Source organism: Pseudoalteromonas sp. CH_XMU1449-3, assembly GCF_037027245.1.
Classification (GTDB): Bacteria; Pseudomonadota; Gammaproteobacteria; order Enterobacterales; family Alteromonadaceae; genus Pseudoalteromonas; species Pseudoalteromonas shioyasakiensis.
This window is the reverse complement of the sequence record NZ_JAYMDY010000003.1, coordinates 250,561-264,938: the sequence shown is the minus strand read 5'-3', so window position 1 is coordinate 264,938 and position 14,378 is coordinate 250,561. Positions and strand designations below refer to the sequence as shown.

General features: G+C 40.8%; 11 protein-coding genes. 8 read left to right on the top strand and 3 right to left on the bottom strand.

Annotation, left to right across the window (positions count from 1 at the left end; genetic code table 11):
* The first annotated feature begins 166 nt into the window (after positions 1 to 166).
* The 7 genes from WA256_RS06100 to WA256_RS06070 all read left to right on the top strand — a co-directional run bounded on the left by WA256_RS06100 (position 167) and on the right by WA256_RS06070 (position 10,192).
* Positions 167 to 1,861 carry a cyanophycinase gene (locus tag WA256_RS06100; RefSeq protein WP_335989760.1) on the top strand — a complete coding sequence of 565 codons (1,695 nt, stop codon included), beginning with the start codon at positions 167 to 169 and terminating at the stop codon, positions 1,859 to 1,861.
* An 87-nt stretch (positions 1,862 to 1,948) separates the two neighbouring features.
* Positions 1,949 to 2,362 carry a hypothetical protein gene (locus tag WA256_RS06095; protein WP_335989759.1) on the top strand — a complete coding sequence of 138 codons (414 nt, stop codon included), beginning with the start codon at positions 1,949 to 1,951 and terminating at the stop codon, positions 2,360 to 2,362.
* A 71-nt stretch (positions 2,363 to 2,433) separates the two neighbouring features.
* Complete coding sequence (locus WA256_RS06090; RefSeq protein ID WP_335989757.1) at positions 2,434 to 3,522, top strand: 6-phosphofructokinase; 1,089 nt, start codon at positions 2,434 to 2,436, stop codon at positions 3,520 to 3,522.
* A 213-nt stretch (positions 3,523 to 3,735) separates the two neighbouring features.
* The gene (locus WA256_RS06085) at positions 3,736 to 4,899 is read left to right on the top strand and encodes an efflux RND transporter periplasmic adaptor subunit (RefSeq protein ID WP_063529955.1); all 1,164 of its coding nucleotides are present in this window, start codon (positions 3,736 to 3,738) and stop codon (positions 4,897 to 4,899) included.
* Positions 4,900 to 4,911: 12 nt separating this feature from the next.
* Entirely contained in the window at positions 4,912 to 8,043 is a 3,132-nt protein-coding gene (locus WA256_RS06080) for an efflux RND transporter permease subunit (protein WP_335989754.1), read from the top strand.
* Positions 8,043 to 9,446 (top strand): efflux transporter outer membrane subunit, encoded by a 1,404-nt coding sequence (locus tag WA256_RS06075; RefSeq protein ID WP_335989751.1) that lies wholly within the window; start codon positions 8,043 to 8,045, stop codon positions 9,444 to 9,446. Before WA256_RS06080 ends, WA256_RS06075 begins: the two co-directional genes overlap by 1 nt.
* 128 nt (positions 9,447 to 9,574) lie before the next feature.
* Positions 9,575 to 10,192 carry a TetR/AcrR family transcriptional regulator gene (locus tag WA256_RS06070; RefSeq protein WP_058584303.1) on the top strand — a complete coding sequence of 206 codons (618 nt, stop codon included), beginning with the start codon at positions 9,575 to 9,577 and terminating at the stop codon, positions 10,190 to 10,192.
* Between the two features lie 8 nt (positions 10,193 to 10,200).
* On the opposite strand, the gene WA256_RS06065 is transcribed toward WA256_RS06070, so the two are convergent.
* Together WA256_RS06065 and WA256_RS06060 are read right to left on the bottom strand one after the other, a co-directional pair.
* The gene (locus tag WA256_RS06065) at positions 10,201 to 11,298 is read right to left on the bottom strand and encodes a HupE/UreJ family protein (protein ID WP_335989748.1); all 1,098 of its coding nucleotides are present in this window, start codon (positions 11,296 to 11,298) and stop codon (positions 10,201 to 10,203) included.
* A gap of 162 nt (positions 11,299 to 11,460) precedes the next feature.
* A complete protein-coding gene (locus WA256_RS06060; protein ID WP_332393870.1) occupies positions 11,461 to 12,165 on the bottom strand; it encodes an anti-sigma factor in 705 nt (234 codons plus the stop codon).
* Between the two features lie 304 nt (positions 12,166 to 12,469).
* On the opposite strand from WA256_RS06060, the gene WA256_RS06055 reads away from it, so the two are divergent.
* Positions 12,470 to 14,092, top strand: a complete 1,623-nt coding sequence (locus tag WA256_RS06055; protein WP_062565501.1) for a diacylglycerol kinase family protein — start codon at positions 12,470 to 12,472, stop codon at positions 14,090 to 14,092.
* A gap of 4 nt (positions 14,093 to 14,096) precedes the next feature.
* Here WA256_RS06055 and WA256_RS06050 read toward each other — a convergent pair whose 3' ends face one another.
* Positions 14,097 to 14,363 carry a VF530 family protein gene (locus WA256_RS06050; protein WP_335989743.1) on the bottom strand — a complete coding sequence of 89 codons (267 nt, stop codon included), beginning with the start codon at positions 14,361 to 14,363 and terminating at the stop codon, positions 14,097 to 14,099.
* Between the last annotated feature and the right edge of the window lie 15 nt (positions 14,364 to 14,378).

Sequence of the window (14,378 nt, the reverse complement as noted above, 5' to 3'; positions counted from 1 at the left end):
AGCGATAATGCGTTTTTCAACATAATTCCAATCCGTAAGGTCTTTTGACAAAGCTAGCGATACAGTGCTAGCTTACTCGCGTTTTTAAATGTTCCTTTTTTTTATAGCAAGCAACAAAAAGCTGCGCAAGCAATTTTCTAATATTTTTTTACAAGAGTGTAACAATATGAACATCCTTAAGGAGCAAAAGACTAAATATCAAACTTCAGCTTTTTCTTTGGTATTTGGTTTGTTTTTCGCATCATTTGGCAGCAAAGTCTATGCAAATGATCAACAGCAAACGCTGGTCTTAGTCGGCGGTTCTTTGACCACCTGCTCAAGTATGAGCCCTAAAAACTGTCTTTCGAGTAAACAGATTAGTGGTAAACAAACTAATCAATATCGATTAAATAATGATGCTTTATCTACAATAAAGACAAATTGGCCAACCAAGAATAAAAAAAATCGTCAGCAAACGCTTAAGGTATTAGCACAGATTGCACGTGAAAAGTCAGGTTTGATCACTAAAAGTGATATTTTATGGGCATGGCGTGATTTAGATAACAAGTTACTAAACGAACTCACTGATTCAGAATACAACTTTGTCGTAGACTCACTTGAAGTGGCTGTATTAAATACAGATTCGACCCGTCAAAAAGAGCAGGTCAGTACAAGCGATAATAACGAACGTGCAGCCAATGATATTTTAGACTTTGTTGCTGCATCATTAAAAACAACCACCGAATCACCAACAATTTTAGCGGTTACGGCTTCAAGCAGAGACCCATATGAATCAGCTGACTTTTATGAAGCGCTATTAGACTTTACTGGTGTAGAATCAAGCTGGTTACCTCTAACCCCCGCCTTAGCAAAAGCGATTACCAGTAAGCAATGTGAGAGTTTGGATTCTTTACGCACTGACTCTATGGGCGTTTTTAATCGTGAGACAATTTACCCTGATCGAATTAAGGCCGAAAAAGCGCTTTGTGATAAAGGAGTCGATCATTTAGTTAAACTGATTGAAAACGCTACGGGTATTATGTTTAACGGTGGCGATCAGAGTTTAACCAGAAAAGTACTGTTTGATGACAACGGCAAGCAATATCCTTGGACTCACGCAATTTTACAAAGACCATTACTTGTTGGCACAAGCGCAGGTACAGCGGTGCAAAGTGGTGGTAAAAATGCCTACGGCACAGTGCCGATGATTTCAAATGGTACAAGTTTAGCGGCAATGAGAGAAGGCTCGTTTGCGGTGTCTGCGCCGAGTGAGCGCTGTGAAAATGAATGCGGTGATAAGATTTCGGCTGATAGTCTTACCTATGAAAAACAAGGTGGGCTTGGCAGCTTTACTTATGGTGTTCTTGATACACACTTTAGCGAGCGCAACAGAACAATGCGTTTGGCAAGATTACTGGCAGATACCGAGCAACAGCATGGCTTTGGCATTGATGAGACAACAGCCCTTGTATCAATTCGAGCTGGTGAAACCGCACTAATGACGGTGATTGGTAAAAGCGGTGTCGTGCATGTTAAATCTGACGCTAAAAACAACGGAGCAATCAGTTATTGGCCTGCTGGTGCCGTTATTGATGTAACAAAGGATGGTTTTACTCTAGCTAAACGAACTGTTGATAATGCACTCCCTAGTATTAAAATTCCGCCACTGCCGATGCAGCGTTTTGGCACTATTTTTTCAGATGCTAAATTACGTTCGCTTGTACAAGCTATGTGCTTAACACAAGAGCAACAAGCAGTCGCTCAGCATGATGAGTTTTTATTAGATTTAAATGCCACAGACAATACTCATTATTATCGTGTAAACACGAGTAGTACAGGCTGTGCGGTAGAAAACCTAGCCTTTAAAGTTAAGACATTTTAACGATGTAAGGTACTGAAAAAGTAGTGGATAATTTGTTCATTATTAGTTAGCGTAAGGCTAATAATGAACAAACCATGGAATGGGGTTATGAAATATAACGTACTACTTTTATTTATTTTTGGCTGTTTATTTGCCTATTTATCAATACCAGTCATAGGTTATGGTTCGGCTATTGCGATTCCAACCGAAGTACTTTCAGCCCTTTATGATTTGTCACCTAACTTTGCTTTATCAATGGTTGATATCGTTACTTTAGGTCTTCCTTTATTAGCGTTACTCTTAATATTTTTACTCATTAGTAAGTCGCTGTACCTTAAAGATAAAACGTATTCATACTTTATATTGCTGACACCATTTTTAGCGCTGCATTTATATTTTGCTGTTAACACCTTTTCTGCAAATATTGATAACACCACTTTACTGACTAGTCTGCCTAAGTATGTATTACTAGTGCTATTTGTTGCGCTTTTTTCTACGCATAAAAAACCAAGTTTTAGTTGATGTAAGTCATACGCGAAACTTCAACATATAAGCTAATCTGTAATTAATCAGTGAACGAAGTTGGTAATACAATGAAAAAATTACTGCTATTAACAAGTGGGGGTGATTGCCCTGGGCTCAATGGGGTGATCAGAGCGGTGGTTAAAGCAGCCGAACATGATGGCAATTGGCAGGTGTATGGTAGCCGAAGAGCATATTGTGGTGTGCTTGAAAAGCCAAATGATATTATACACTTAACTAGTGAAGTTGTGGCGGGTATTCATGTTCGTGGTGGAACAATTCTCGAAACTGTTAATAAAGGGAATCCTACCGCATTTCCTGCTGAAATAGCTGGCGAACAAGTGTTTATTGACCGCTCTGATGAGTTAATCAGTATTATTAAGCAACTTGGTTTTGATGCCGTTATAAATATTGGTGGTGATGGTTCACATAGGGTATCTCAGCATTTATTTGAGCATGGCTTAAATATCGTTGGGGTACCAAAAACTATTGATAATGATTTATATGGCACTGATTACACAATTGGTTTTCAGACTGCTGTCGACACCGCCACCGAAGCCATTGATCGTTTAATACCAACAGCGCAAAGTCATAACCGAGTGATTGTGACTGAAGTAATGGGGCGCGATGCCGGTTGGATTTGTTTGCACTCTGCTATTGCAGCTGGCGCAGAAGTCGCACTTATTCCAGAGATTCCTTACGATATTGAAGCTATTAAAGCCAAACTAATATCACGATTTGATAAAGGCCATGGATTTGCCAACATTGTCATTTCAGAAGGAGCAAAACCTGTTGCTGGTGATGTTGTTAGTAAACAATCAAATGAACTTGGTTACGAAAACCCAGTGCTTGGTGGCATTGCTGAGCAGCTTGCTTCACAAATACGTGTGGCGCTTGATCTTGATGTAAGAGTAACCGTATTAGGGCATATTCAACGTGGAGGCACACCTAATGCGTTTGATAGGGTGCTTGCAGCAGAGTTTGGGGTGCAAGCATTCGAGCTAGTAAAGAAAGGCCAGTTTGGTTTTATTCCTGTCAGTAAAGACGGTGAAATTAAACCAATCAGTTTAAAAGAAGCTACTTCTGAATATCGCGTCATCCCTCTAGAACATTCTTTAATAGCAAGTGCCCGCGCAATGGGCATGTGTTTAGGCGAATAATCTGCGAATTGATATAACTTCAATTCGCATAACTAATAGTTTTAAAACAACTTTCTCAGTTACGTTCGTAATAATTCAATTAGCAATTTATTTATTGCACAAAATTCATGCGTTAAAGCAAGCATTTTATTTAATGTAAAGTTCTTTAAAGATGGTTGATCTGTGCCTTTTTTAGTTTAGAGTGATCGTTCACTCTAAACTAAGGAACTACACATGCAGCGCTCTCGCATTCCATTTTTTGCAGTGTCAGCTTTGGCTGGTGCTGTTTTATTATCAGGCTGCGGCCAATCAGAATCGGCTCAAGGGCAAACGCAGGCAGCTCAAGCTGTTCCTGTTGGTGTTATTGAGATGCAAAGCAAACCACTTACGCTAACTAAAGAATTACCGGGTCGTGTGGCTGCTTCACGTATCGCGCAAATTCGTCCGCAGGTTAATGGTATTATTCAATCACGTATGTTTGTTGAAGGTGCTGAGGTTGAAAAAGGCCAAGCTTTATATCAGATTGACCCATCTACATTTGAAGCTGAAGTAGCGACTAGTAAAGCCGCTATTACTAAAGCTCAAGCAAGTATTGCAAATGCCAAGGCAAAAGCAGAACGCTATAAAGAGCTATTGAGCATCAAAGCAGTAAGCCAACAAGATTACGACGAAGCTGATGCAGCATACAAAGGTGCAAAAGCTGACTTACTGACAGCTCAAGCGCAGCTTAAAACCGCTGAAATCAATTTAAACTACAGTAAAGTGTTAGCGCCAATTAGTGGCCAAATTGGTAAATCAGATGTCACTGCCGGTGCCCTTGTGAGTGCAAATCAAGCAACTGCATTAGCAACCATTACTCAATTAGACCCAATCTATGTTGATTTAACCCAGTCAAGCAGTGAACTAACACGTTTGAAAAAAGCCATTGCTGCGGGTGATCTTGATAAAGATGCCGCTTTGCATTCAAAAGTTGAATTAAAGATGGAAGACGGCAGTACTTATCAACATAAAGGTACATTGCAATTCTCTGAAGTGACTGTTGATCCAAGCACAGGCTCAGTAACCTTACGTGCTGAATTTCCTAACCCTGAAAAATTACTACTACCAGGTATGTATGTTCGTGCAGTGATTGTTGAAGGTGTGAAAAGTGATGCGATTTTAGCACCGCAACGTGGCGTAAGCAGAAACACAAAAGGTGAGCCTACAGCCATGGTTGTAAGCAAAGATAATACCGTAGAAGCACGTGTGCTTAAAACTGATCGTACTGTTGGCTCAAATTGGTTAGTGACAGACGGCCTAAACAATGGCGATAAGTTAATTGTTGAAGGTTTACAGAAAATCCGCCCAGGTGCACCAGTCAATGCAATGCCCGCAGAATCAGCAGCTAACAGCCAGTAACGGAGAAACTTAATGTCACGATTTTTTATTGATCGGCCCATATTTGCATGGGTACTTGCTATCGTTGTTATGCTGGCAGGTATCTTAGCAATTAGAAGTTTGCCGGTTGCGCAGTATCCATCAATTGCACCACCTGCAATTAGTATTCAAGCCACATACCCTGGTGCGTCGGCCCGTACTCTAGAAGATACGGTTACACAGGTTATTGAACAAAAAATGAAAGGGCTAGATGGCTTGCTCTACATGTCGTCAACCTCAGAGTCTAACGGCTCAGCGACCTTAACCTTAACCTTTAGTGCAGATACAGACCCGGATATCGCACAGGTTCAAGTACAAAACAAATTGTCGCTTGCAACACCGTTATTACCAGAAGAAGTACAACGTCAAGGTGTCTCGGTTGCAAAATCGGCTCGTAACTTCTTAATGGTTGTAGGCTTTGTATCTGAAGACGGCAGTATGAACAACATCGATATCGGTGATTATGTTTCATCAAACGTGCTTGATATTATTTCTCGTGTAAACGGTGTCGGTGAAGTACAGCTGTTTGGCTCTCAATACGCAATGCGTATTTGGTTAGACCCTGCTAAATTACTAAAATACTCATTAACTCCTGCTGATATTAGTGCTGCAATCAGTGCTCAAAATGCGCAAGTTTCGGCAGGTCAACTAGGTGCATTGCCAGCGGTGAGTGGCCAGCAATTAAATGCAACGGTGACAGCACAAAGCCGCTTGCAAACACCTGAGCAATTTAGAAATATCTTTGTAAAAACCAATGCTGATGGTTCAGTTGTTCGTTTAAGTGACGTTGCTGATGTTGAATTAGGTGGTGAAAACTACGGTGTTGTTGCGCGTTTTAACGGCAAACCGGCATCAGGTTTAGGTGTTAAGCTTGCCAGTGGTGCTAATGCACTTGATACAGCTGATGGCGTAAAAGCGGCGCTTGCTGAGCTTGAGCCTTTCTTCCCTGAAGGTTTAACAACGGTTGTTCCTTACGATACGACGCCATTCGTCTCGCTTTCAATTGAAAAAGTTGTCAGCACTCTAATCGAAGCTGTTGTGCTGGTGTTCTTGGTAATGTACTTATTCTTACAGAACTTCAGAGCAACACTTATTCCGACTATTGCAGTACCTGTTGTATTGCTTGGTACGTTTGCTATCTTGCAAGTGTTTGGCTTCTCAATTAATACCTTAACCATGTTTGCGATGGTACTTGCCATTGGTCTACTTGTAGATGATGCAATCGTCGTGGTTGAAAACGTTGAACGTGTAATGACCGAAGAGAACTTATCTCCTCTTGAGGCAACACGTAAATCAATGGATGAAATCAAAGGTGCCCTTGTTGGTATCGCGATGGTGCTGTCGGCAGTATTCGTGCCTATGGCGTTCTTCCCTGGCTCAACAGGGGTTATTTATCGCCAGTTCTCAATTACCTTGGTAACTGCGATGAGTTTATCAGTACTTGTTGCATTGATTTTAACACCAGCTTTGTGTGCGACAATGCTAAAACCAAGTCATGTACATAACGATAAATCTTTATTTGGTCGTTTCTTCCTTGGCTTTAACCGTGGTTTTGACAGAACGAACTCGGGTACACAAGGTTTTGTGTCTCGCATGATCAAGCACAGTAAACGCTATTTACTTATTTACGGTTTAATCGTCGGTGGCATGGTGTTTATTTTCTCACAATTCCCATCGGCATTCTTACCAGATGAAGACCAAGGTATTTTGTTTAACCAAGTAAGCTTACCTGCCGGTGCAACAACAGAGCAAACGTTAAAAGTTGTTGAAAAGATGGAACATCACTTCTTAGAAGAACAATCAGAAGCGGTTAAGTCTATCTTTACGGTAACAGGTTTCAGCTTTGCAGGTTCTGGTCAAAACGCGGCAATCGGCTTTGTGGGTTTAAAACACTGGGATGAACGTCAGCGTCCTGATTTAACTGTCGGTGCGGTTGCGGGTAAAGCCATGGGGTACTTCTCAACGATTAAAGAAGCGTTCGTGTTTGCTTTCCCACCTCCTGCGGTTGTTGAGCTTGGTACTGCAAACGGTTTCACCTTGTTCTTACAAGGTAGGGTTGGTCTAGGTCACGAAAAACTACTTGAAGCACGCAACATGTTTTTAGGTATGGCTGCACAAAACCCGGTGTTATCTGGTGTGCGCCCGAATGGTCAAGAAGATAAACCTGAGCTAGAGCTAGATATTGATTTAGCAAAAGCCGAAGCATTAGGCCTAACTCAAGCAGATATCAATAATACGTTATCAACGGCTTGGGGTAGTAGCTATGTAAATGACTTTATTGACCGTGGTCGTGTGAAAAAAGTGTACTTACAAGGTACGCCAGAATCACGCATGGTGCCAGAAGACTTAGATGAGTGGTATGTACGTAACGCCAATGGTGACATGGTGCCATTTACTGCCTTTGCTCATTCTTATTGGACTTATGGCTCACCGCGTCTTGAGCGTTATAACGGCTTTTCAGCGATGGAAATCCAAGGTGCTGCTGCTCCAGGCTACAGTACTGGTCAAGCGATGGCTGAAGTTGAGAAAATGGTTAAGAAATTACCACCGGGCGTATCGTTCGAATGGACAGGAATTTCATATGAAGAACGTTTAAGTGGTGGTCAAGCGCCATTACTTTATGCACTTTCATTGTTGGTTGTATTCCTATGTTTAGCGGCGTTATATGAAAGCTGGTCAGTTCCTGCTGCCGTTATGCTAATTGTACCGCTTGGTGTATTTGGTGCGTCGATTGCGTCATTTGTATTTAATTTATCAAACGATATTTATCTCCAAGTGGGTCTATTAACCACCATAGGTCTGGCATCAAAAAATGCCATCTTAATTGTAGAGTTTGCTATTCATAAAATGGATGAAGGTATGAAACTTGTCGATGCCGCGGTAGCAGCTATTCGTCTACGTTTACGTCCAATCTTTATGACATCAATGGCATTTGTGTGTGGTGTACTACCACTGGCAATTGCATCCAGTGCAGGCTCAGGTGCACAAAACGCACTAGGTATTGCTGTTATTGGCGGTACTCTTGCGTCATCGACCATTGTGGTAATCTTTGTGCCGCTGTTCTTTGTACTGGTGCGCAGAGTATTCCCAGGCAAAACAAAGTCAACTAATGAGGAGCAGGCATAATGAAAGCTAAACTTATCTCAGTGTCTGTTGCTGCACTTATGTTATCTGCCTGTAATATGGCGCCAGATATGGAGCAACGTGAATTACCCGTTGCTCAAAACTATGAAATCCAAGGTACAGCGGGCGATATCAATGCGCTCAATTGGCAGTCATTTTTCAGTAATGCGCAGCTGCAACAGCTGATTGCGCTCACACTGGAAAACAACAAAGATATTAAAACTGCTGCACTGAATGTGCAGCAGGTTAGAGCAATGTATCAGATTGAAGATTCAGCGCTTTACCCAAGCATAGACCTAAATGCATCGGGTACTCGTCAGCGTCTTCCGGCAGATTTATCTGGTACTGGTCAATCAACTATCTCTGAAAATTATTCAGCGACTGTTGGCTTAACCGCTTACGAAATTGATCTTTGGGGCAAAGTACGCAACCAATCAGAACAAGCATTACAAAACCTATATTCGGCTGAATACAGTTTGACTAGTGTGCGCATTAGTTTGATCTCCGAATTAGTGAATGCATGGCTTAACTATGCGACGGACAAAGAGCTTTTGGCACTTGCAAACGAGACTTTAAAGTCTCAGCAGGAGTCTTTAGAGCTAACTCGTAAGACATTTGCTCTAGGTGCTGCTTCTCAGTTAACGCTATCGCAACTTGAAAGCACAGTAGCAACCGCTAAGGTCGATATTGCAAACTATCAGCGTTTACTTAAGCGCGATAAAAATGCCCTCGATTTTCTAGTAGGTAAAACCGTCACTGCAGATTTATTACCAAGTGAAAGTATTGATGATGTACTTAGTTTGCCTGATGTGCCAGTAGGGTTACCGTCTGAGCTATTGACTCAGCGACCTGATATCAAAGCTGCAGAGCATGATTTATTGGCTGCCAATGCAAACATTGGTGTGGCAAAAGCGGCATTTTATCCAAGCATCAGTTTAACCGCGAATGCGGGGACAGCTTCAGCTGACTTGAGTAATCTTTTTGATTCAGGTTCTGGGACTTGGAGCTTTGTGCCTTCGGTAAACTTGCCCATTTTTAACATGGGTCGTAATCAAGCTAATCTCGATGTTGCAAAAGCTCAGCAAGAAATGGCTATAACCAGTTACGAGCAAACCATTCAACAGGCATTCAAAGAAGTCTCTGATGCCCTTGCTGATCGTGAAGGTTATATGCATCAGTTAGATGCCCTGAATGACTTGTATCAAAGTAATGAGCTATCTTTTACTTTATCGGATGCACGTTTTCAAAAAGGCGCCGACAGTTACTTGCAAGTATTGGATGCACAGCGAAATTGGTACAGTGCAGGACAACAGTTAATTTTGGGTAAGCAAGCGTATCTGGCGAGCCAAATTAATTTGTATAAAGCACTGGGTGGCGGCTGGAATGCACAAAAATCTGTGCAATAAATCAGCAAAAGCATAATTTATTTAAGGTTTTGCAGGTTCTTAGTTGTTTTGACTCTCCTCAAAGATTAAGATCCTGTAAACCTTGTTTAAATTAAAGTTAACCCTAGTCAGTAAAGCTTGGAGAAACCATGACGCAAAAAACGAAAAGACACAATGATCCTGCGCTTGCTGAGGCAAGACGTAATCAAGTGCTTTGTGCCGCAGCGGATTGTTTTCGACGTAAGGGTTATCATGGCGCGGGAATGGCCGAAATTTCAAAAACCGCGGGTATGAGTGCTGGCCACATTTACAATTACTTCGCCAGTAAAGAAGCGATTATAGAGTCGATTGTTGAGCGTGATATGGAAGAAATGTTCTCAATCTTTAAAGAGTTTGCTGATAAACCCGGCGATCGTGTCACTGTATTACTAGATGGTCTAGGCAGAGGCGTTGAGCGCCATACCGATTTGAATCAAGGTGCGCTTGATTTAGAAATGCTCGCCGAAGCTGCTCGTAATGAAAAAGTGGCTAACTTATTACGAGAGTCAGATAGCCACGCTCGTGATTCTATGCGTGAATTATTAGTGGGTGAAAGAGGGCCATTACAAGGCACAGCACTTGAAGAAGTGAATGCCCGTATTGAAGTGATGTTTTCAGTAATGGGTGGCCTGTTACTGCGTAAAATGCTCAACCCAGATTTAGATATTCATGAGTTACTTAAAGCGCTACGTCCAACAATGAAAACCTTATTGTTACCCTTTGAATAAAGCGCTTATTAAAAGCGCTCCATAGACCATTGGATTGCCATAATGGCAATTACCACTGAGCCTGCTGGCATAATAGCTTTTTTGTACCAAGTGTTATTTCTAAGTAGCATTAGCAGTGGTAAACAGATTGCTAAAATAACCAGTTGACCAATCTCAACCCCTAAATTAAAGGCTAAAATACTCATTAGCTGGTATTCATTTGATAAACCAAGCTCACCTAAAACACTCGCAAACCCCATACCGTGTAATAGACCAAAACAGAATGTGATCCAGCCTAAGCGCACAATCATTGGCCAAATATTATTTATTGCAGCAAAAAATACAGAAAGCGCGATACCTAATTCTACCCATCGGGTGTTTGGCGATATGATATTCATAGCAGTCGCTGTGAGGGTAATTGAGTGAGCAATTGTAAAAGCGGTGATTATCCAAGCTGTATCAATTAGAATTTGTTTTTTAGACTCGACACGTTGCCACTCGCCTTGCTTACGAACTAACACACCGCCCAGCAATAGCGCGATTAAGAACAAAATATGATCGGTACCCATCCAAATATGTAATATGCCTTGATGTACATATTCTATAAACGTTGTGGTGAAGCTTTGCTCTTTAAAGTTTATAACTTGTTTTGGCGTATTTTGTTCAAATACGCGGCTTGATTTAGCAATGGCAGCAATTGCTTGATGATGCTTATCTAATTCAAATAGGGCTGTGTAATTAACTGTTATAGAACTATCAGATGGACAATCAACTTGTAGTGGCACATGGATATACGACTGATTAAAGTGGTTATCTATACTAAGTGCACCATCAACCGTGACCTTGCAGCTTTGATTTTGTTGTAACACATTAAAATGGCTATTTAGATAGTCTAATACTGCTTGCTGCTGTGATGTAATTTCATGCCATGTAATTACATTATCCTGATTTTTATCGAAGTTTACTGCTTTATCGAGATCATTCACCGAGGCTTGCCAAGAGCCTACTAGCAATAGCTTATCGCTCGTTTGTTGTTCTAAATTAAGATAAGCGGTGCTTTGCTGGTGGGCGTGACAGATAGAGCTAAAAATTAATAGAAATAGCGTAAACAACAACGACTTTTTCATTTTTATTCCTAAGATAATACAGGCAGACAAGTCTGATACTCGAATGACCCCATTTCTTTTAATATAAGTAAAAAGAGGCTGTAACTATAGCAAGTACAAAGGTTTATCGACTAGGTCATCTATCTTAGAAATACTGGCTTTGCTCGTATTTATATATTGTTTCTAGTCTGTGTATGATTTGTTCGCATCGAGTACGGCTGTATAAATAATTTCACTTGGGCTACCTGATTGTGAGCCGCCAATTGGTTCACGGCTTATTGCAAGTAAAGTGATATCTTTTGGTTTAAATATTGCGTTTCGGGCAATTTCTTTGCTATCTGTTTTTGGTAATAAAGCAATAGGGATGGCGTTGGGGTAGTTTTTTAAACGGATCCACAACTGGTAATCATAATCAGTTTGCAAACTCATGCCGCTAGCTGCTTTAAGTAAAATACTGTGATCGCTTATTTCTAAATTCCAAACTGGATTATTTGCTGAGTCATAAAACATTACCGAGTGATTGATTTTATCACTAAACGACTCTTGCGGTTGCCAAGTAATTAATACCAACACAATACAAACCGCTGTTGCAATAGCAGCCCAAGCCTTAAATATTCCAAAGTTAGGGTCTTTTGCTTTCTTCTGTGTTGGTAGAAATAGTGGGTCAATCCGTTTTGTTATTTTATCCCAAACTTGCTGATCAGGTGGGTTAGATTCAATCGCGTTTTCTAGGTTTTTTATATGTCTTTGCCATAATGAGGTTGCGTATCGGGCTTGAGGAGAGGTTCGCATTAAGCGGCTAAATCTATCACGGGCATGGCCATGTAAAGTGCCTAAAACATATTCTGCTGCAAGTAAATTAAGTAGCGTTTGGTCATCGTATTTCATAACGAATTATGCTCGGGTTGATTTAAATTTTTGACGAAAGCTCTACTAAAAACCTGTGATTATTAGGCATGACTTTTAACATAGACTAGCAGGGAAAGAGTACTTGGCAAATCTATGCAATTCGTTCTATGTAAATTATTGTAAGTTATTCATAAAATTGTGAAAAAATGTCCTAAACTAAAATGGTAAGCTTTTTTATAAATGCTAAGTTACTGATTTTAAATAGCCAGTAGGGGTAATTTAACGGCTTTTACTGGAGTGAAACTTGCAACGTAGTATGCAATTAGAATAACAAGGAGTGATTATGTGGGCAGCATTTAGTTACTTAGCTTTAGCGATTGTATTTATAATTGCGGCTATTCGGGTAGAAACTTTTTACTTTGCGCTGTTTTTTTATTGGACGGCTTTGTCGTTACTTTTGGTTAGTGGCGCATATTTTTTTAATATCGCACGTATTTTTAGAAAACGTGAAAATGGCGTTATTCCTATCTATATTCGTTGGGCTTTTATTCCATTTTTATTGGGTGCACAACTTTACAATGCTTGGTCGAGAAAACACGACAAAGTGCCACCATTACAACAAATTAATGAGCATTTATTTTTAGCCTGTCGTTTATTTCCTTCAGATATAGACACCATGAAAGAAATGGGTATTACAGCTATTTTAGATGTAACTTGCGAGTTTGATGGCCTTGAATGGTCTTCTACGCAAGAGAATATTCGTTATTTAAATATCCCTGTTCTTGATCATAGCGTGCCAACACGCGCGCAACTACACCAAGCGATTAATTGGATTGACCACCAAGTAAAAGCAGATAGACGTGTTGTAGTTCATTGCGCTTTAGGGCGTGGCCGTTCAGTATTTGTGATGGCAGCTTACTTACTTAGCCAAAACAAAGATGCCGATGTGCACCAAGTACTCGCACAAATTAAAGAGACACGAGAAACTGCAAATTTAAACAAGCGCCAGCTGCGTCATCTTGTGCGTCGCCATCGTAGAGGTGACTTACTAATCAAAAATAAAGCTGTGCTCATTGCTAATCCTGTTTCTGGCACAAAACTGTGGGAAGCTAAACGTAAGCAAATTACATCTCGTTTGTCTGAGTATTACGATTTAACTGTTTACACCACGTCAGAGCAGGTAAATGGTACTGAGTTAGCCAAAGAAGCACTAGAATTGAACCCTGATGTAGTCATCGCCTGTGGTGGTGATGGCACAGTAACAGAGGTGGCAAGTGTACTTGTTAATACAGAGTGTAAACTGGGTATTATTCCTTTAGGTACTGCCAATGCGCTCGCTCATGTGTTGATGGGTATACAATCGAAGCTTATTCCGGTAGAGCAGGCGTGTGAGCTTATTATTGAAGGGCAGGCGAGTCGAATAGATACCGCTGTGTGTAATGGCGAGCGTATGTTATTACTAGCAGGGATTGGTTTTGAACAAAAGATGATTGAAAAAGCCCATCGTGATGCTAAAAATGAGTCTGGGCAATTAGCTTATTTACAAGGGTTTTGGCAAGCATTAGGTGAGCATGAAGCGCAAGACTATGTTGTTACTCTTGATAATAACGATGAGCAAACAATCAATACCACCAGTTTAATCATCGCCAACGCCGCGCCATTTACTACTTTACTTGCTCAATCTGCAGGGCAGCCAGATCATCAAGATGGTTTACTCGATGTAAATTGGCTAACACCTAGTGCCGATTCTAAAGCGAGTACTTTAAGTATTGCGGAGTTAGTCTTCTCGAGCATTACGCAAACTAGTTTTGCCATTAACAGTCATCACACAAATGCTAAACGAGTAACAGTAAGCGCAGAAAAAGGGTTGAGCTATGTTATTGATGGTGAGGTGAAAACCGCAGATAAACTAGAGGTAGAGATATCACCGAAATCGCTTTCGGTGATGGTAGCAGCTGAAGATTAAGTGGTTACTTTTTGATGCTTTTCCATTGGAAAGTGCCATCATCAGCTAGGTCATTATTGATAAAGGTATCAATATATAACTGCTCTACTTTTTCTCGTGCCCAAGGGGTCTTTCGTAAAAACTTAAGACTCGACTTTACACTTGGGTCATTTTGAAAGCAGCGTACGTCTACGTGCGCTGCCATACCTTCCCAACCAAGTTTTTCTTCAAGTTTAGTAATGATGTCGGCTAGTTTAACGCCATGTAACGGATTATTTGGTTGATTGTCCATGATAAATCTTAGGTT